This is a genomic window from Mycobacterium sp. 852002-50816_SCH5313054-b, assembly GCF_001667185.1.
GTDB lineage: Bacteria > Actinomycetota > Actinomycetes > Mycobacteriales > Mycobacteriaceae > Mycobacterium.
In genome coordinates this window covers 51362-70360 of sequence record NZ_LZIC01000002.1, presented here as the reverse complement: position 1 = coordinate 70360, position 18999 = coordinate 51362, and the positions used below count along the sequence as shown (strand labels likewise).

15 protein-coding genes and 1 pseudogene are annotated in these 18999 nt (G+C 62.6%); 6 read left to right on the top strand and 10 right to left on the bottom strand.

Annotation, left to right across the window (positions count from 1 at the left end; translation table 11 throughout):
* Positions 1–216 (top strand): annotated as a pseudogene (locus A5787_RS27135) (hypothetical protein); the annotation flags it as partial.
* 3 nt (positions 217–219) lie between these two features.
* Here the strand turns inward: A5787_RS27135 and A5787_RS00360 are convergent.
* Both A5787_RS00360 and A5787_RS00355 read right to left on the bottom strand, forming a co-directional pair.
* Complete coding sequence (locus A5787_RS00360; protein WP_066959891.1) at positions 220–876, bottom strand: enoyl-CoA hydratase-related protein; 657 nt, start codon at positions 874–876, stop codon at positions 220–222.
* Positions 873–1505, bottom strand: coding sequence for a TetR/AcrR family transcriptional regulator (locus A5787_RS00355; RefSeq protein WP_066959888.1), 633 nt, complete (start codon positions 1503–1505; stop codon positions 873–875). The genes A5787_RS00360 and A5787_RS00355 overlap by 4 nt, the downstream gene beginning before the upstream one ends.
* Before the next feature lie 65 nt (positions 1506–1570).
* Here A5787_RS00355 and A5787_RS00350 point away from each other — a divergent pair, with 65 nt between their 5' ends.
* Complete coding sequence (locus A5787_RS00350) at positions 1571–2716, top strand: acyl-CoA dehydrogenase (RefSeq protein WP_156763693.1); 1146 nt, start codon at positions 1571–1573, stop codon at positions 2714–2716.
* Between the two features lie 142 nt (positions 2717–2858).
* Here the strand turns inward: A5787_RS00350 and A5787_RS00345 are convergent, their stop codons facing one another.
* On the bottom strand, positions 2859–3416 hold the full coding sequence (locus A5787_RS00345; protein WP_066959882.1) for a TetR/AcrR family transcriptional regulator: 558 nt from the start codon (positions 3414–3416) through the stop codon (positions 2859–2861).
* Between the two features lie 15 nt (positions 3417–3431).
* Positions 3432–4226 (bottom strand): DUF3060 domain-containing protein, encoded by a 795-nt coding sequence (locus A5787_RS00340; RefSeq protein ID WP_197506923.1) that lies wholly within the window; start codon positions 4224–4226, stop codon positions 3432–3434.
* A 102-nt stretch (positions 4227–4328) separates the two neighbouring features.
* Here A5787_RS00340 and A5787_RS00335 point away from each other — a divergent pair, with 102 nt between their 5' ends.
* A complete protein-coding gene (locus A5787_RS00335; protein ID WP_066959877.1) occupies positions 4329–5177 on the top strand; it encodes an SDR family NAD(P)-dependent oxidoreductase in 849 nt (282 codons plus the stop codon).
* On the opposite strand, the gene A5787_RS00330 is transcribed toward A5787_RS00335, so the two are convergent.
* Positions 5174–6094 carry an SMP-30/gluconolactonase/LRE family protein gene (locus A5787_RS00330; protein WP_197506922.1) on the bottom strand — a complete coding sequence of 307 codons (921 nt, stop codon included), beginning with the start codon at positions 6092–6094 and terminating at the stop codon, positions 5174–5176. The two genes, A5787_RS00335 and A5787_RS00330, sit on opposite strands and share 4 nt — an antisense overlap.
* Positions 6095–7436: 1342 nt before the next feature.
* On the opposite strand from A5787_RS00330, the gene A5787_RS00325 reads away from it, so the two are divergent.
* Positions 7437–9668, top strand: a complete 2232-nt coding sequence (locus A5787_RS00325; RefSeq protein WP_066959871.1) for a DNA sulfur modification protein DndB — start codon at positions 7437–7439, stop codon at positions 9666–9668.
* A 219-nt stretch (positions 9669–9887) separates the two neighbouring features.
* Here A5787_RS00325 and A5787_RS00320 read toward each other — a convergent pair whose 3' ends face one another.
* Genes A5787_RS00320 through dndB form a run of 5 tightly spaced genes read right to left on the bottom strand, consistent with a single transcriptional unit; the run spans position 9888 to position 16400 of the window.
* Entirely contained in the window at positions 9888–11348 is a 1461-nt protein-coding gene (locus A5787_RS00320; protein ID WP_066959868.1) for a DNA phosphorothioation-associated putative methyltransferase, read from the bottom strand.
* Positions 11345–11737: a DNA sulfur modification protein DndE gene (gene dndE / locus A5787_RS00315; RefSeq protein ID WP_066959865.1), complete on the bottom strand. Its 393-nt coding sequence runs from the start codon at positions 11735–11737 to the stop codon at positions 11345–11347. Before dndE ends, A5787_RS00320 begins: the two co-directional genes overlap by 4 nt.
* A 3-nt stretch (positions 11738–11740) precedes the next feature.
* Positions 11741–13717, bottom strand: a complete 1977-nt coding sequence (gene dndD / locus A5787_RS00310; protein ID WP_066959861.1) for a DNA sulfur modification protein DndD — start codon at positions 13715–13717, stop codon at positions 11741–11743.
* Entirely contained in the window at positions 13714–15255 is a 1542-nt protein-coding gene (dndC, locus tag A5787_RS00305; protein ID WP_066959859.1) for a DNA phosphorothioation system sulfurtransferase DndC, read from the bottom strand. The genes dndD and dndC overlap by 4 nt, the downstream gene beginning before the upstream one ends.
* Positions 15252–16400, bottom strand: coding sequence for a DNA sulfur modification protein DndB (gene dndB / locus A5787_RS00300; RefSeq protein ID WP_082976986.1), 1149 nt, complete (start codon positions 16398–16400; stop codon positions 15252–15254). The genes dndC and dndB overlap by 4 nt, the downstream gene beginning before the upstream one ends.
* 98 nt (positions 16401–16498) lie before the next feature.
* Between dndB and dndA the strand changes: the two genes are divergently transcribed.
* Positions 16499–17686: a cysteine desulfurase DndA gene (gene dndA / locus A5787_RS26305; protein ID WP_082976991.1), complete on the top strand. Its 1188-nt coding sequence runs from the start codon at positions 16499–16501 to the stop codon at positions 17684–17686.
* Positions 17687–18351: 665 nt separating this feature from the next.
* Entirely contained in the window at positions 18352–18960 is a 609-nt protein-coding gene (locus A5787_RS00290) for a DUF4760 domain-containing protein (RefSeq protein WP_066959853.1), read from the top strand.
* The last annotated feature ends 39 nt before the right edge of the window (positions 18961–18999 follow it).

The following is an 18999-nucleotide window of genomic DNA, read 5'->3' as shown; positions in this document are numbered from 1 at the left end:
CGCGGCGAGCCTCGGCTTTCTCGCACTATGCGGGGCTCACTCGTGCGATTTTGCGTCTGCTCGCCGACCCCCCGCATGGCTGTGGTCGCCCAGCAGGTCGAGACCGACCTGCGGTCCTGGGTGCGCGAGCTGCGCCGGCGCGGTATCACGTGGACGAAAATCGGGCAGACCCTGGGCGTTATGCGCCAGTCGGCGTGGGAGCGCTTCTCCGACTAGATTTCAGGCGTTGGTCAGCGCCTGCGCCGCGGCGCGGAACATGGTCTGCTTGATCGCGCCGAGCGTGCCGGGGTCCTTGCCGGCCAACGGGCGCAACAGGTCGGTCGCGGCGGCGGTCACCTGGCCCTCGCCGGCGGTGGCGTCGACGATGCGGAGCTCGGCGGCCTCCGCGCCGCCGAACCGCCGCCCAGTTGTCATCGAGGCCACCGCAGCGCGCGGGGTGAGCTTGGCCTGGATCAACGCGGCCATGCCGTCGGTGAACGGGATGCGGATGTCGACCTCGGGGAAGCAGAAGTACCCGCGGTCGGCGCGCATCACCCGCACGTCGTGGGCCATGGCCAGCATGGCGCCGGCGCCGAAGGCGTGCCCGGTGACGGCGGCGGCGGTCGGCGCCGGGAAGGTCAGGACGCGCGCCAACAGGGCCTGCACCCGGGCGACGTAGGCCTGTCCCTGCTCGGCGTGGGCCGCCAGCCAGTCCAGGTCGAGTCCGTTCGTATAGAACTTGTTGCCCCCGGCGGTGACCAGGCCCTGCGCGCCGGCCTTTTCGACGTCGTCGAGTTGGGCGTTGATGGCGTCGAGAAACTCTGGTGAGAAACGGTTTTCGTCGTCGCCGAGGTTGATGACGGCGATCGTGTCGTCCCAGGTCAGTGTCGGTGTCATGCTTTCTTCCCTTCCGTGGTTCTGCGTCGTAGCGGGGGCGCGCCGACGGCCAGGACGGCGCGGACGGCGGCCCTTAGGCGTTGGCGCGCGTCTTGATCGTGGATTCGGTTGCGTTGCAACAGGATGGCGGTCGGCAGGTCGACGATGCAGGTGGTGATGACGTCGACGGCCGCGGCGTCCCTGCGGTCCCACACCGCGCGGGCCAGCCGGATCATGGCCGCCACCAGCAGGCGATCCAGGTCCTGCAATTGGGTGGCGATCTCGGGCGGCGTCTCGGAGCCCAGGAGTTCGTCGCGGCGCACCGTGAGCAGCAGCTGCGAGGAGTGCGGATGCTGTTCGGCGAACACCGCGGGCGCCTCGGCCGCGGCCACCACGGCGGCAACGGCGTCGCCGTCGGGTGCGGCGTCGATCAATTCGCCTTGCGCGCTGAGGAATCGGTGTCCGGCGCGCAGCCAGGCGCACCCGACCAAGCCGGCGCGGGAGCCGAACGTGTGGTAGACCGCGCCGTTGGACACGCCGATGGCGTCGCTGATCGCGCGGATCGTGACGGCCGCGGGCCCGGATTGCACCGCCAACCGTTCCACCGCATCCAGGATCTGGTCCTGGTCGTAGACGCGAGGGCGGGGCACCCGGACATAGTAACAGAGCGCCTGCTCTTTTATTACTGTACTTTTTAGTATGTTATGGTCGCGCGGTGCACGGGGTCACCGACGAGTTCGTCGTGGGGCTGGCCGAGCGCGCCGAGGAGGCCGAGCGGCTGCGCCGGTTGCCCGCGGCGACGGTCAGCGCGTTCCGGGAGACCGACCTGTTTCGCGTGCTGCTCCCAGCCCGATTCGGCGGCCTTCAGGCGCCTTTTCCCGAACTGCTGCAACCGATTCGCCTGATGGCGCACGGCTGCGCCTCCAGCGCGTGGACGCTGGGCTTCTACGCGCTGCACAACTGGCTGCTGTCACTGTTCGACCCGCGGGCTCAGGAAGAGGTGTTCGCGTTCGGGCCGGTGCTGGCGCCGGCTCCCCTGGCCCCGACCGGCCGCGGCACCCCGATCGACGGCGGGGTGCGCCTGACGGGTAGGTGGTCGTGGGCGACCGGCGCGATGGACGCCGACTGGATGATCGTCGGGGCGCTCATCGAGCGCCCGGACCGCATCGATCCTTCGCTCCTCGTGCTGCCCGCCGCCCAGGTCGAGGTCGTCGACACCTGGCACACGGCCGGCATGCGCGGCACCGGCTCCCACGACGTCGTCGTCACCGATGTCGTGGTGCCCGAGCACCGCATCGCCGCCGTCGCCGACATCTACGGCGGGACGGCGCCGGGGGCGCGGTTTCACGACGCGCCGACGTACCGGTGGCCGCTGGTGCCCGCGTTGGCGCTGACGGCGTCGATGCCGGTGCTCGGCGCCGCCGAACGGGTGACCGAGATCTTCGCCGAACGACTCGGCGAGCGCGTCCTGGCGTATAGCGGTGTGACGCAGAAGGATCAGCCCGCCGCGCAGATCCGCCTCGGCGACGCGCGGGTGCGGCTGCGCGCGTTGCGGGCGCTGATCGCCGAGACCGCCGCGGGCATCGAGGGCGTCGTCGCCGGCGGCGAACGGGTGAGCCGATCGGTGCGGGCCGAGGCGCGGCTGGCGGCCGCGCACACCGTGCGCGAGAGCCGGGCGATCGTCGCCGACCTGCTCGAGGCGTCCGGGGCCAGCGCGCAGTTTTTGTCGAACCCGTTGCAGCGGGCCAAGCGCGACGTGGACATCGCGGCGGGGCACGTCGTGTTCGACTACGACATGGCCCGGGAGTTGGCCGGCGCGTTGGCGATTGGGGCGAAGATCTCGCCGATCGCAATGGTCTAGTTTCCCGATATCGGCCGGGAGCCCCGGCTGCTGACCTCCCCAGACCGCGTCGAGCGTGGGGGAAATGTACGTATGCCCACGAATTTCTATCCATATCCCCCACGTTCGGCGGGCCTCAGGGAGGCCTACGGGAATCAGCGACTTACGACGGGTCGGCCAGCATGAGGTCCAGCAGCCGCTCGTGTTGCGCGGCTTTTTGCGCTTCGGCGGCCGAGCCGGCGAGGTGCAGCAGCCCGATCCCGGCCGCGAATGTCAGCTCCGCGCGCAGCTTGGCGTCGGCGGGGCTGAAACCGTAGTCGGCGTAGGCCTTTGTGACGGTGCGCAGCAGGCGCCGGTCGGCCGCGCGGATGTTGGCGGCGGCGACCGGGTCGGTGCGCGCCCATTCGCGCATCGCGCGTTCGAGCATCCAGTGCTGGGGGCTGACCAACGCGATCATCATGGCCGACAGGCGTTTCCGCGGCGGCAGCGCCTCGAGGTCGGACAGGGATTGGCGGTCCTTGTCCAGGAACGTGTTCCAGCTTTCGACCAGCTTGGCCCGGTAGCTGTCCATGTCCTCGAAGTGCCAGTAGAAGCTGCCGCGGGTGACGCCCGCCTGCTGGCAGAGGCGATCAACCTTGAGCGCGCGCACCCCGTCCTCGGCGAGCAGGGCGTAGCCGGCCTCGAGCCACGTCTCGACCGATAGGCGGGGACTGCGGGCCATCGTGCGAGATTAGTGTCAGCCCTGCTGAATGTTGTTGTCGTAGCCCGAATCGGTGACCTTCGGGGCGCCCGAGTGGTAGGTGACGTTGTTGCCGTAGCCGGAGACGGTGATGGTGTCGACGCTGTCGACGGTGACCTTGTTGTTGTAGCTGGAGATCGCCAGGCTGGCGCAGTGACCGGTGACGCTGTATTCGATGCCGTAGCTCGACAGCTTCAGGTGGCCGTTGTTGCACGCGTGGTCGATGATGGTGTTGCTGTAGCCGGTCGACTCGAGGGTGTCGGCGCTGTCGACGGTGACGTTGTTGTAGTAGCCGCCCGCCGTGACGCTGGCGCAGTGGCCGGTCACGACGTACTTGCTGTTGTAGCCGGCCAGGATGAGCTTGCCGTCGTTGCAGGCGACCTGCCTGGTCTCGCCGGTGCCGCTCAGCCGCAGCTCGCCGCCTTGCGGCACCGAGGTGGGACCGGCCGACGTCGTCCTGTTACCGCTCCCCCGGGAGAGCGAACCGCTCGTCGATGACCTCGCAAAGACCATCACCACGCTGATGACGATCGGCACCACCACGGCCAGCAGGATGACGACCAGCAACCAGGGGTAGGGCTTGTTGCGCCGCGACGGGGCGCCGAAGCCGTACGGTGAACCGCCCGTGTAGGTCGCACCGCCGGTGTACGTCGCACCACCGGTGTACGGCGGCGGGTTCTCCGTATACGTCGCGCCGCCCGTGTAGGGCGGCGGGCTTTGCGGTGGCCGCGTGACGTCGGCGAGCTCTTGTTCCAGCTCGCGGATCCGCTTTTCGGGATCGTCGTCCTTCATTTGCCACATGGTTCCACATCCCCAGCTAGCCGGACAGTCCTCAATTTGCGGCCGCATTCGGCCGTCATTGACAGCGGTTCAGACAGTCTTGATACTCCGGACGTGATCGATTTGGGGCTGTCCGGTAAGCGCGCGGTGGTCTCGGGTGCGGGCTACATCCCGGAGCGCGCGGGCCATGGCTGGTTCACGTCGTTGGCCCTCGCCGAGGCGGGCGCCTCGGTGCCCTGTATCGACATCGACGAGCAGCGCGCGGAGCACATTGCCGGCGAGATCGTCGGCCGGGGAGGCAATGCCGTCCCCATCGTGGCCGACATGACCGACCCCGTGCAGGTCGGTCGGGCGATTGACGACGCCGTCGCGGCTCTGGGCCGGGTCGATGTGTGCGTCGACATCATCGGCGGCGCGACCTGGTCGAAGGTCGAGGACTTCACCACCCAGGCATGGGACGCGACGATCCACTACAACTTGACCCAGGTGTTCTACCTTTTCCAAGCCGTTGGGAGGTACATGATCGCCCAGCGCAGTGGTGGATCGCTGGTCGCGGTGGCTTCGGTCGACGGCATCGCGGCGGCGACCTACCATGCCGCTTACGGCGCCGCCAAGGCCGGCGTCATCTCGCTCGTCAAGACCTTCGCGGACGAGCTGGGGCGCTACGGCATTCGCGCCAACGCGGTGGCGCCGGGCAATGTCGGCTCCGGCAACGAGGACCAGCCGCCGAATGAGTACGCCGTCAACGGAATTAACCCCCTGGCCGCACCCCGGGCGCATGACATCGCCAATGCCGCGTTGTTCCTGTCCTCCGAGCTGGCCGCCCGCATCACCGGTCAGACGCTCGTCGTCGACGGCGGTGCGATGTTTCGGCAGTTATGGGGGCTGGGCGAGTCGATGATCCCGTCTGACCCCGAGGCCGCGCTGCCGGACTTCATGAGACCCGGGCCGTCAGGCGGCTAGCGCTGGTGGATTAGCGGCAGGCCCGGTACCGAGCTTCTTCCCTTGAGCACGTAAGGGGTTGTGATCGAGCCGATGTAGATGTCGCGCATGTCCTGCCCGCCCCAGGCGATACTCGTCGGGCCGCTCATCAGCTTGCCGTCGGGGTCGTCGAGCACCGTTTGCGCCTGGCCGTCCGGGCTGATCGCCACGATCCTGTTCGCGAGGACCAGTGTCACCCAGAGGTTTCCGTCGGCGTCGAACGCGCACCCGTCCGCCATCCCCCACCGACGGCCCACCTGCGGGTCGGCCAGGAACCGGCCGCAGTCGGGGCCGAACTCGTCGGGGCGCCGATCCCCCAGCGGCGGGCCGAATCGCTCTGGCGGCCCGAGTGTTTCGCCGTCGATCGGAAACCGCACCACGTCAGCAGCCACGGTGCGAACCACGTACAGGTAATCTTCGTTGCGATCTAATGCCATGCAGTTCGGGAAGCTCACCGCGTCGGCGACCACTTGCGCCGATTGGCGATCCGGTGCGACGCGGAAGATGAACCCGTCAGCGGTGCCCCGTGCAATGGTATCGAGAAGATCGTCTGTCGTCGTGCTCACCGAACACCACAACGCCCCAACGGAATCGGTTAGAACGAAGTTCAACCATCGCAGAGGGCGTCTCTCGAGTTGGCCGCCCCGCACCGTCGTGATCGCGCCGATCGCCGGGTCGAGTTCCTGCAGCACACCCAGGCCCCAGTTGGCGATCAGAAAATGGCCGTCGCGGTCGATCGCGATCTCGTTCGGCTCACCGCCCGCCCGCCCGATACGCCGAACCGTGTTCTCGTCAATGAGTTCTGCGGCCGCTGAGGCCTTATCAGAGGCGAACACCCGACCATCGCCGGCCACCACAACGTGTTCCGGGCGTTCCACACCGCGCCCGAAGGCGTGCAAATCGGTCATCGCGAGGTTAGAGTTACCCGTGTCGCTCGTCGGTGCCCCCTCGTGGAGTCAGCCTGACAAGCATTCAACACCGTCCACGTACCAGTAAAGAGCCCATCAATGCGAGTGTGCAGGCCGGAAGCCTGGGATTTTCACCGTGCCCGACGGACGGCAGGCTGCGGTGCAGGGCGGCGGCACGCACAGGTGACGAGCGCGCGAGTGAGGCGCCGTCGCCCGAGCCGGAATGGGGGATCGCGAGCGGCGCCCGCGCTGTTTGCACCATGGGTTCCGGCGCTCGTCCGTTGGCCGCCGCCGCTCGCCATGACACGCCAACCGGTCGGTACGTTTCACCCAATGGTCAGATATTCACCAGGCTGATCTCGCTCCGGAGCCGAAGCCGAACATGCGGAACGACACGCTGGTCACCGGTGGGTGAACTTATCTCAACCCCATCTACGACATGCGTCGATGCCTAAACATTGCCCGATTGTCCGCCCCGGACCGTCAGACCAATTCGTCGCTACAAGCAGACAAGAACCGGCATGCACCAGAATGGCATCCTGAGCGTCAGCGCACGGCGCGGCGAGTGCCGATGGCGGTCATAACTTGACGTATTACCTATGATCTGCAACGTGCCAGATCACAGTGGTGCCCATGTAGAAGGTCCTCAGCACCTCAGTCCACTTGACCTTGACAGGGCACCGGAGTCGGCTGGGATCTACGCCTGGTATGCCCAGCTAGGACTGGCAGACGAGGACTGGAAGCCGCACGAAAAGGATGGGTTTGACCTGGCTGTGGGATACCTGAGTAGCGCCATAGCTTCATACGCACGAATCCACGAACCCAGTCCCGTTAATGTGACAGGCAAGGGCACTTACCAGCTCCCATGGGCAGGCACTTTGCGACGCAGCTCGATCGCTGATGTACCACCAGACCACCAAGACACGGCGGTTGGTGCATATCTAGGCGAGCTAGCGGCGCATCCCAACGTCCGAAGGCTACTGATCTCACTGCTCCGGGCGGCAACGCCGGTATTTGCAAGTCCCCTCTATATTGGCGTCGCAACCAACCTGCGAACACGACTCGGCGAACATATGGCGGCATACGAAAATGCGCGTGCAGCGCTGCGCCAAGACCCAACCCTGGCGGCCCGGATGCAGTTCGAGGGCGAATCATTTGGCTTCCGGCTCGCCGCGACCGGACTCCAGCTTGACTATCTCCAATGTTGGGTTCTCCCGGCGAGCTTGGGCTCATCGGATGACGACGACACAACACCCTCGGCCAGAGATGTCGCCAAAACAGCCGAGTGGATATTGCAGCGAATTTTTCTACCTGTACTCGGAAGGCGATAAGAATGACCCTCAGCAACCTTGGTGCCGCCCCCGCCTTTCAGAACCACGCGCAAGGCATCCTGGGCGAGTTCTCAACGCCGGCAGGAAAAGTCGCGTATTTGATGACCAAGGCCCGTCTGGGGCCGGATGCCACCGACCCCGAGCGTCGGCTGACCCAGCATTTGGTGCCGGTCCGCGAGGTCCTGCCATCTGAGGAATTGGATTTCAACCAGCTTCTACAACGCGATCTCGATGACCATCGAGTCGCCGTCAGCCTGGTGCCGTACCTCATGGATCAGGACTGGACTGGTCCAGCATTCTTCCCCCCGATTGTTGCCGTTGCCCTGCCATTCTCCGGGCAACAACCATCGGAATTCCCCGAGTTCGACGCGGCCACGCAGACGACGGCCGAGGCACTACCGTGGAGCCAACAGGACGCTGGCCAGCACCTTCGCGTGAGGCGCCTACTCAACGAGGCTGGAGATCTGAATCCTGTTGCATTAGGCCAACTGTGGTGGAACAGCGAGTTTTGCCGGATCGTAGTTATTGACGGGCAGCACCGTGCAATGGCACTTCTCGCAATTGACCGTACGATTCGTAATAGTTGGCAGAGCGGAACGGGCGCCCGATATCGATATTTCTACGAGGCGCGGATTAAGGACCTCCTAAAAAGTCAAACGATCAATGATATTGAAGTCCCGGTCACTTTGCTTTGGTTCCCCGAGCTTTTCGGTCAAGGTAAGCAGCCTCATAAAGCTGCTCGCAAGCTCTTCGTTGACGTGAATAAAGAAGCGCGGACGCCCAGTGAATCGCGACTAATATTGCTTTCCGACGGAGAGCTCATCAACATATTGACGCGGACGACGCTAACTCAGCTGCGCAACCAAGATGACAATGAGTACCTGCCTCTCTACTGTGTCGAATACGACAACCCTGGAACCAAGACTACGCAGTCCGCCCGTTGGTCAGCGCTTACCAATATAAATGCGCTTAAGGAGATGGTAAATCGAGCTGTTTTCGGCCCAAGCAAGTACGTCAATGACGTCGACGTGCCGATTGGCAGTCGAGAGCCCGAAGAGCTACGCAACCGCTTTATGCGTGAACAGTTGGACGTGAAGTCCCTGTTTCCTCCCGCGATTATAGACGGGGACGTGTCGTTCTCGCGAGATGAGCTCGGCAACAAAAACTTTCCTGAGTCCGCAGTTGAAGAGCTCACCGAGCGGTACCAAAGCACCTGGGGCAGTGCGTTGTTGACACTCCTCAGCAAGATCGAGCCATGGGCAGCGCACGCACGGGCAATGTCGCAGCTTAAGGAAACGTGGTTGGCCGATGATGCTATTGCGACCCTCGCGACCGAGGCCTTGTTTAGCGGTGTTGGCATGTACTGGACACTTCGAGATTCCGCAACCCACTGGCAAGACCAGCCGCCCGCGACCAGGTCACCAAAGCCGGACGTCGTAAAGGCATGGGACATGATCGCTGAAAAGCAAGGCGAATTTGAGTACCTCCGTGCTAACCAGCTGTTGGGTAAGCGCAACAGAAGAGACGACGCCAACCAGGTCTATCAGGCGATGAACACCCATGCTTGTCAGCTCGGGATTGCACTAACTCTTGCCACGGTGTTCCGCAAAGCCCGCTCCGGAGAAGCGAGTGTCGTTGACCTAGCCGACAAATTAGCCCGCGGGATTAACAACTGGATGCTGAGTAAGACAACCGGAGATTATGATCGACGATTGGTCCTAGCCAAACGAAGGGAAGATTTCCCGAAGCATGCACTGAATATCGTAACCAACATGGACACCCCTCGCGCCGTCCAGTTCCGTTACTTCTGGTTGGAAATCCTTATGTCGCCCCAATCTTTGTCTGAAATGGGCGGCGTCCTGGACGAGGGCGCGCTGAAATTACTCCGTGACTCAGCAAGGCGCGCCTACGTCAACTATGTTGCCGGTGAAAAGTCCCGTGCTTTAAGGACATCTCATCCCGAACTGACCGAACAGGAACGAAAGCAGCGGGGCCTCAAGGACGCATCAACGGAGGTCCGGCAGGCACTTATAAAATGGTTTGACATCACAGCAGCAGAAATTGACGAGTGGCTAGAAAGCGATGCGGGGGCGACTTCAGCAGAAGCTGTAGACGAGATGCAAGGTGGCGACCAGGAAGGGGAGGTCGAAGGGGACGATCCTTCCACCGATGCTGATACTTCTGGGCCCGACATCGGCAACGAAGGCGGCGGGTTCGAATATTCCGCTGAGTAGCTGATGCCTCTGAATTCGCGCCGTCGAGATTGCATCACGTCAACCAACCTTGGTATGTCCCGATGTGCTCGGGTGCTCCGAAAGCCCGGATGTGACCTTTGCCCTGGTGAGGCGCTCGAGAAGCACATAACGATATTCGATGAGATTCGCGCATGGTCCATCCAGCAGCAACCAACGTTCGCCGCGAACTAGTCAAGCTCATCTCTTGCGTTCAGCTTCTCAAGGGCGGCTTTGGTTTGCCCAAAACAGCCGATGACCCCGGACGACACGACCACCTCTCGCCAGCTCGGCTTCCCAGCCACGCAGCGTGCCTATCCGCTCGGGGCGGTCATACAAGCCTGCACGACGCTCAGCAGCCGTCAACCTCGCGTAAAGCCCACGCCGCGGATCGTCCAAGCCGACGAATTCCTCCTTGCGGTGCAGTAGAGGTGGGTTGTCGGAGCGGCTGTAGTCACGCCAGTTGACATTGAGGCTCCGCAGGTTCACGGTGACGGCCGATCGCAACGTCGGATGGGGATCACACTCGAAGTCAGGATAGGTTAGGTAAGAGACCTGCGGCTCGGTCACCGACAGCTTCACCAGGTTGGCGTGCTCCACGGTGCCCGCAAGAACACGTCCGCAGCCCTCGTAGACGCGTAACACTGGTGGCAATTGACCGAGGGCGGATCGGTGGACATAGAGCGCTGACGGCGTCTGCTTGCCCACACTGCTGCTTCGTGCGGACACAAGCACGATGGCTGGATCGCCGGTCGCAAGGAGAAGTCGGTCCGCGTGGAGGCACGCATCGCTGTACTTGCCGAAGTGGGTCTTAATATCTGCCGCAAGTATTTTCGCCAACTCATCGAACCGTGGGCGCCGGCCGAACCTGGACATCGCGATGTAGACAAGCAGCTCCTGACGTCGCTGCCGTCTGACCTGATCCCAGTACTCGTCATCGGTGACTTGTCGAATCAGGTTAGAAGCACGGGCAACTGTCCCGAACTGCTCACGGATCGACGCCTCGATGGACTCATTCAACTCCCCTGTACGCGGCGGGCGAGCGTGCACGCTGAGGAAGTCGAGCAGCGGCGCGAGCATGTCCTGGTGTGCTTCGTACACCGCGTGCGGATCAACCCGCGCTTTGGGCCGGTAGGTGTACGCCCGTGTCGCGAGAAATTCATGTGCGCGTGTGGTGTCGCGAAAGACATAGAAGACGCCTGGGGCAGCGGCAATCGGCTTGACGGCCAGCTCCTGCTCGATCCAATCCGCCAGCTCTGCCTGTTCATAGAATTTTTGGAAGGTTCCTGCACGCGTTACGAGCCCGTCGGCATGCGGACGACCTTCGAGGTCCTTCGCTTCCCATATCAACCTGGCGGAAACGATCAGCACCTGCTGGGCAAGGTTCCACGCACGCTGCAACGTGACGCGGCGCTCATCCCGATCCTCAATAACGTTCACCACGTAGCCGAGATTGACGACGTCGGCTGGGTTAAGTGCGTTGCCAGGCCTATGGCTCGGGTCCCAACCGTCGATCCGGTACCCGAGGGCACGAAGGTTACGTAAGTCGTCCCCTCGTCCGCAGCCGTAATCGAACACCGATTGTCCGGCGCTGAGCACGCCGTCACCTATCGCCAATGCGACGGGTCGGGATAGTGCTGCACGCGTCATCGCCGTTCGATGACGGGCAACTTGCGCCGTCATGCCGCCGGCGACTGATCCAGCGCGAGAGACACGAGTCCGGCGATGTTCGCGACGCGCGGGTCGCCGACCAGATAACCGATACCACGGTGAAGATGTAGACGTAGTTGCTGCCCTACGGTGTCCTCGTCAGTCGCCAGACCGTCGATGTGGCAGCGGTATCGCACCAGGGCGAGCAGCTCGTCGCCATGCTCACCGGCGAACACTCGCCAGGTCATTTCGACATTGCTGTCGAACACTAATTTCGCTGCTGGTGGGGGCGCCGGCTCCGCCAGCGAACGGCATAATGCCCAGCGGCACAACACATTCCAGTGGGTAATGCCGGTCCTGCGCTTCAGCGTGACGAGTTGGTCACGAGCCATCGTGGTGAGTCGGATGTGTTCGATGCCCATTGCTCACTCCCAAAAGTAGCCTGGCTGGACCGAGGTGGCGTTGACCGCCCCGTCGAATTCCAGTCGGTACATCCGCCCAATGAACCGCCGCAAAGACTTCAATGCCGCTTCGTCGACCTCGGTATCCGTCGAGAGCAATACCACCTGGTGTGCTGCATGAGGGAAGTACCGTTCGATGAGTCGACTGCGGTGAGAACCGTCGAGCCGTCCGAGCGGGGTATCGATGACCATCGGCAACGGTTGCCCAGCAGCTTGAGCGAGCCCCCACAGTAACGCCACCGCGAGCAATTGGCGCTCGCCTGCCGACAACTCGGTCGCCGCGAGGGCATGACCGTCCGCGCCGATCAATTCCACCGTGTGGGACGCGGGATCAATCTGTACGTCGGTGACCAAGCGATCCTTTCGTAGGAGCCGGTTGAGCGCTTCAAGCACCAGGCGCGAGATCTGACCGACGTGACGCTCGGCAGCTTTGGCTTTCAACGTCTCCAAGGTTTGTCGCGCCCGAACGGCGTGCTCCACCAGTCGGCGATCATCGTCAGCGTCGAGCGTGGCCTGCGCCGCCTTGTCCATTGCGGCCTCATAGGCAGTGTCGGCGCGGGCACGATCTTGCCGGGATGCCTCCAGTCGGTCTTCGCCCTGGACGAGGAGGGCATGACAACGCACCGCAGCCTGCGATGCCTCATCGAGTTCCTGCTTGAGCGATGCCAGCGCTTCCGGGTCGGGAATGGCGACGAGGGTCCGCTCGGCCTGCTCTAACTCCGCGGCAAGCGCAGTTTGTCGTTCTACGAGCGATGCTAGGCGCTTGCGCACCGAGGGCAGGATGCTCGAGTGCAATGCTTCGGCATCGCGGCCGTCACGCAGTCCACTGACCATCGGCACGCGCGCTGATGCCTCTTGCCGCTCAGAAACATCGGTGGACATAAATGCCTCGACGGCGGTGAGCGCTGCCACGGGTACCTTCGCCTTACGCATCTGATCCAGCAACTCGCGGTCGCGTCCAGCAACGACATCGAGCACGAGGGTGTCGCGACGCGCATCTCGTTCCAGCGCAGCCTGATTCGCGAGGGATCCGAGCAGCTCCGCAGTCAGGAGGAAGGGTGCCGCTTCGGCCGCCTCCGCCCGCAAGTCCTCCTCAACGTCGGTGATCTGCTGGCGCACCAACATGAGGCGGGTTTCTGCGGCTTCGCGTTGTTCGAGGAGACCTCCACCAGCAGCGCGGTAATGCTCGGTCACCTCGCTCAGGCGCTTGTCGGCGCGTTCCGCATCGACCTTGGCCGTTGCGACCTGCGTGGCAGCCATCTCTTCGTTCTGCCGTGCGTACGTGACGGCAGTCCGGTTTGCTTCCACGAGTTCGCGCAGTTCCTGCGGCACGTCGGAGCCACGATGGCGACGACGCAGTACCGCGAGGTCAGTCGACAGGCGGTCGATCAGATCAAGCCCGAGGAGAGCGGCGAGCGCGGACTTGAGGACGTGCTGCGACTGCTCTAAGTCTGCGAGGGCTTCGATCTGTTCTCCGTCAAAGAAGAAAAGGCCAGCGATGCCGCGCGGAAGGAAGGTCTCGACATGCTCGCTCCACGCTGAGGCGAGAGCGTCGTCATGCTTGCCGTCGACCCAAACCATAACGAACTCGCGTAGGGCCGCGCCGCCACCCTGCCACCGTCGCCTGACCCGATAGGAATGCTTCAACCCCTGCTGAAAGACGTGGAAGGTCAGCTCAACGGCAGCTCCTTCGGAGGTGGGTACACCGTGATGAATAAGGCTCCTGAGATAGCTGTCGTAGCTACCGGTTCGCCGGTCACTACCCTGCGATAGCGCCCCGTAGAGAGCCAGGTGGATCGATTCGAGGATCGTCGTCTTGCCGGCACCATTTAGGCCGCCAATCAAGACCACCGGCTTACTCGAAGATGTTGGCGTGAGCCGGATTTCATTCCTGCCGCGAAATGTGCCTACGTTCTCCAAAACGAGCGAGTCGAGAATCACTGGACGATCTCCTCCCCCGCCGTCTGTCGCACGTAGCCATCTGCGATGTCGAGCGGATCTGGTTGCTCCGCTGACTCGTCCGTTCGCTCTTTGGCAGCCTTGCGCCGCTGCGCCCGCAGGGTGGCGTCCGTCTCGTCATTGTAGAAATTTCGTCGGATCGCCCGTTCAAGGGAGTTGAACAATCCGGCGCGGCGGCCCTGAGAGCGATATCGCTGCTCGATGTCCAGAAGTTCGCGGACGAGTTCGAAGTGCAGACGATCACCGCCGGTGACTTCACGCAACGTCTCGATCAGCTCTGGCCCCAGTGGTAGGTGCTCGTCGAGCGGACCTCCGGGGTAGGGCGTACCCATCGCCTGTTCAAAGATAGACGGAAGGTGGTCCTCAAACTCATGCTTCTCCACCACCCAAATGCGGCGGATCTCCTCCAACTCGGCCTGCGTGATCAGCTCAAGCGACCGGACATAGCCGGGCCCCTCCTCACGGATAAACGCCTGCGCCTCAAGCAGTCTACGCAGCCAGTCCTCGCGTGATGTTTGGGTGTAGGGACCGGGAATCGGCTTGTCGTGGAACAGCTGGACCGAGCCATTCATCCGGCGGAAATCGCGCAGATGCCGGTCGTCCGCGATGTCGAGTGCGTTCCGAAGATCAAGCAAAGGCAGCATCCACTCTTTCTCCTCATCGTTCTGGATCATCGCCGACATCGACTTGTCCTTGTCGACAAGGGTGCAGGTCCAGCAGCCGAACCTGCTGTCGCCGCAACTCGGTGTGGTGGAATCGACCACCAGAGGACATTCCCCGTCAGGCGAGGCGCCCTGGTACATCGTCAGCAGCTCTTTGTTCGAGTAGCCCCAAGGATTGGTCTCCTGCATGAGGAAGGTCCAAACGTCATCGTTGGACCAGTCTTCGATCGGCGAATAGACGAGACAGTTCGGGAGCGAATTGTTAGGGCTCAGGAGATCACGCACCCGGCGTGCTTCCAGTTCGGTCATGCGGTGAGACCGACCCGAACTCTCGGCCTTCCGTGTGCCGAGCACCAAAATGGCTTCACCGTGGGCTTTGACCATGTCACGGATGAACGAGTTGGACGGCTTGATCTTCAGCCTCTCTGTGCACCACCGAAACTTGGGCCGAGGCGCCGGGTAGCCGCGGCCAATTAAGTTGACCCAGAATGTGTCTGCCACAGCCGGTGTCAATCGATGGGGCGCAATGGGTAGTCCGCCGTCGCGCGCTGCCCCCTCCATCACCTCCAATGAGTGCGTCACCCACGCGGCGACGACGGGGTTCTCGACCAAAGTGTCGGTGCTGATCACGTGCACCGGTTTGTGGCGCCTCTTTTCTGGAAGTCCTTGGAGGGCAATCCATACTATCTGCAATACGGCAGTCGAGTCCTTGCCGCCTGAGTAACCGACGACCCATGGCACGTCGTCAGCCACATAGAGTTCCTGCGTCTTGCTCACCACCGCATCGACGGTCGCCGCGAATCCCAGTTCATCGAACGCTGATCGCCGCTTCGGCTGGATTGGTAGACTGCGCTTCACTTGTTCCCTCCTTGGAATGCGTCTTCCGCCCGCTGTTCGTCCGGCGGCAATGGCAGCCCCATCGCAGCGCGCATCGCCGCCGCGGTGAGGAGTACGTTCGCGGCGCTCTTCGATACACGCCCACCGATAACGGCTCGACCCTCCCAGGTGCTGCTTGACCGGTGCCAGTCCAGTTCGCGCAGCTTCTTGACTGCAGTCGACCATGACCGAACTCCCCGACTTTGGGCCAGGAGACTGTTGCCGACTTTGCCTAATGCATGAAGGACGACACCGTGCGTGTGGATGAAGTCCTGACGCACTTCGCCAGCAGTGATCTCGCGGTTGAACACCTGCTCCCATTCCGGGAACTGATCGGCCACCGTCTCCCAGTACTTTGCGGCTAGATCCACTTGACGCTCGAAATTGCCTTCCTCGATTCCGTCGAGCAACGCTTTGGTGGCGGTATAGAGCGCCGAGAGCGTAAAGAGCTTCCGCGAACGCTGCGCCAAGTTCGACGTCTCCATTTCGGTGAGATCACGCAGGAACGACGAGCGCATGACGACAAGTCTTGTCAACGCGGATATTTCGTCACGATGGTCATACAGCACACCAATGGACTTTGCGGGACGCACGGCGTGGCGGTTGAGGTCGGCGAACATCTGCTGGCAGCGTTCCAAGCCGACATCGAGGAACATGACAATCGCGATGCTCTCGTCGCCCAAGGCGGGATTCTCGGCTAACGCCTGCTGGATCGCCGCGCGCCGATGTTGGCCATCGTTGATCACGAATCGGGCAGACATCGGGATGGTCAACGTACCTACACGCTCACTTGGTCCGTCGGCCGCGATCGGTTCGAAGCGCACGTCGGCATCCACGGAAGCGGTCAGAGCAGAGAAGACATAGTTGTCGCTGTTTTCAACGATGTACCGAGCGATCTCGGGCACCCGTCCCTTGTTCAACGTGCGCTGCGCACGCAGCTCAGGAGTCAGTTCCTCCTCGTCGAATAAGAACATCCGAGGGATAAGCCGCAGAGGGCACATCGTCACGTAGTATTCGCGGCCGGCTTGAACGCCGCGGATCGCGGGGAACACGTACTCGAACGCGCCGGTGCGGGCACGACCAGGCGATGCGGATGGTTGCTGCTGGGCGATATGGCTTTGCGTCACCCCACATCCTCCTACTGTAATTGTTCGGATAATGCAATCCGTACACGCGGCGGCGATCCTCCGAACATGTGTCCGAACCTACGCGTACGGTGTTGCCCATGAACGTAGGCGCGCCGTCCGACATTTTTCGCGATGATGCGGTTGATCGCCGCCCCGCGTACCTCGATTTCAACGCCACAACGCCCGTGGACCCGCGCGTATCCGCCGAGGTCATGACCTATATGGTCCACGAGTTTGGGAATTCAGGTAGTCGTACGCACACCTACGGGCAGATCGCCAAAGAACGGGTGGCCCGTGCCCGCGAGCAGGTCGCGGGCGTCGTCAACGCACAGCCTGACGAAGTAACATTTACCAGCGGCGCAACCGAGAGCAACAACCTGGTGATCCTCGGGTTGGCGCCGTCGGGAGCCAAGTCCGGTCGACGGCACGTCGTCTCGACCCAGATCGAGCACAAAGCTGTCCTCGAACCCCTTGCCGTGCTCGCCGACCGCGGCTTTGAAGTCACCTTGGTACCGCCAACCCGGGGCGGTTGGGTAGATCCGACCGCCATCGCCAATGCAGTGCGACCGAACACCCTCCTGGTTTCGGTGATGGGCTCCAACAACGAGACAGGCGTTATTCAACCGATCCCTGAAATCGCAGCGGCGCTCGAAGGACATGACGCCTACTTACATGTCGACGCGGCCCAAGCCTTCGGAAAGCTCATTGAACCTCTCCGGTCACCGCGGATTGACATGCTGAGCGTGTCGGGCCACAAGGTCTTTGCGCCCAAGGGAATCGGAGCATTGGTCGCCAAACGCAGGGGATTTAAACGAATCCCGTTACAGCCACTCATGTTCGGCGGTGGACAGGAGCGCGGGCTTCGGCCTGGTACGCTGCCCGTCGCGCTGATTGCTGGTCTCGGGCTGGCGTCAGAGCTCGCACTCAAGGAGTGTGCTTCGCGTGCAGAACGAGCCGCCGCAATTAGGCGCAGTGCGCTTGCCGCGCTTGCCCCCCTGGGGATTGCGCTCAACGGCGATGAGGGCCGCACGGTCCCCAACACCCTGAACTTCGCAGTACCCGGTGTCGATGCTGAGGCGGCGATCGTAGCTCTCAAAGATGTTGTAGCCGTCTCCAATGGTTCAGCGTGCACCTCTCAGAGCTACGAACCTAGCCATGTTCTCCTTGCTGCCGAACTCCCTGAACAGCAAATCAGTGGTGCATTGCGATTCTCTTGGAGCCATCTCACTTGTGACTTGCCGTGGGACGATATAGCTCGACGACTATCGCGTCTTCGATCGGCATGACAAAGGCAGATATTCGAGCTAGAACGAGAGTCGCTCGAAACCGCGGCTCACGGTGGAGCTCGTCCCGGCACCTTCTGGGATGCAAACCTGCGCGCTTTGACGTCGCGATCTGATTAGGACAAGGTTCGTCGCAGGTAGCGATGAGTGCTCAAAATCTTGCGGGATTTGCGGTCGACGAGGCTGCTTCACGCCGTTCTGGTGCAATGAGATGTGGAACTAAGACAACAAGACGCACGTGCAGCGGCTTTTCCGGCTGATTGCACTTCGGTCGATCGTGCCGCTGGCGTCGTCGTACCATCGGCATGTTTGGAAGCCGCTCATTTATGACCCCCTGAGCTGGGCGATCGCCCCACGGATCCGGCGACGTGGGCGCAATTGAACGACTTGAATCCCGCAATCGCAGCTGCGGTCGCCCATAAGCTGCTCCGGCAAGCGATGTACCAGCATTAAGGAGGGCTACAAGCCAATGCTGGTCACTGGGTCCCCCACACCGGCGGCATGGAGGAGGGCGAGCGGGCGTCGACAGCGCCGCCTAACCGCCGCAGGCCGCGATGGCCGAACTGAACGGTCTGGCTAACAGATGTAGCTCTGGCTATCCGATCGACAAAGAAGATTTGTTTGGTTCACCCCCGAATCGGCTTGGTAGATGCTAGGACATCTACAGGATGTTTACTTATTGGATAGCTGACTTTGCCGACCTGACAAGACAGACGATTTTTCCGGCTGCGGTTGCGGTAGCTGCAGGCGGAGCGCTCGTCGTTACTGCCTTGAGCGCCTACAGAGCTGCGGACAGGGTTAAGAGGAAAGACACACTGGAAGCCTGGGTTAAGTGGTCGGACGACACCCGCGAAGCGCGTCGCGACGTGCTCAGAGTTCTTGGCGAGGGACAATTCACACAAGACCAGGCGAAGGCACTCGCCGGCGATGCCGGCGACGAGCTACGAGACAAACACAACACCGTGTTGGAGGAGGCAGAGCGCAGGAGGCTTAGCGATGAAGTCCACGATATTTTAAACGGCCTTGAAAGGCTTGCCGTCGGCGTCCGGCTGGGAATCTACGACGTGGCGGTCTTTCGTCGCATGGGACGAACAATCATCGCGCTTCACTGCGAACGGTTCGAACCCTTTATAACAGTCAAACAGAACGCGAACCCGACTACGGAGCGCGGTAGCGGACCCTATACGGAGCTCGCCGTCCTGTACCGCATGATCCAGGGCCCTCGGCTCATCAAGATCTTGCGAGGACGCGGAAGAACGGTGGATATCGCCGGTTGATGAGTCCAACTACGCCAAGGGAGCGTGTAGTGCACCGGC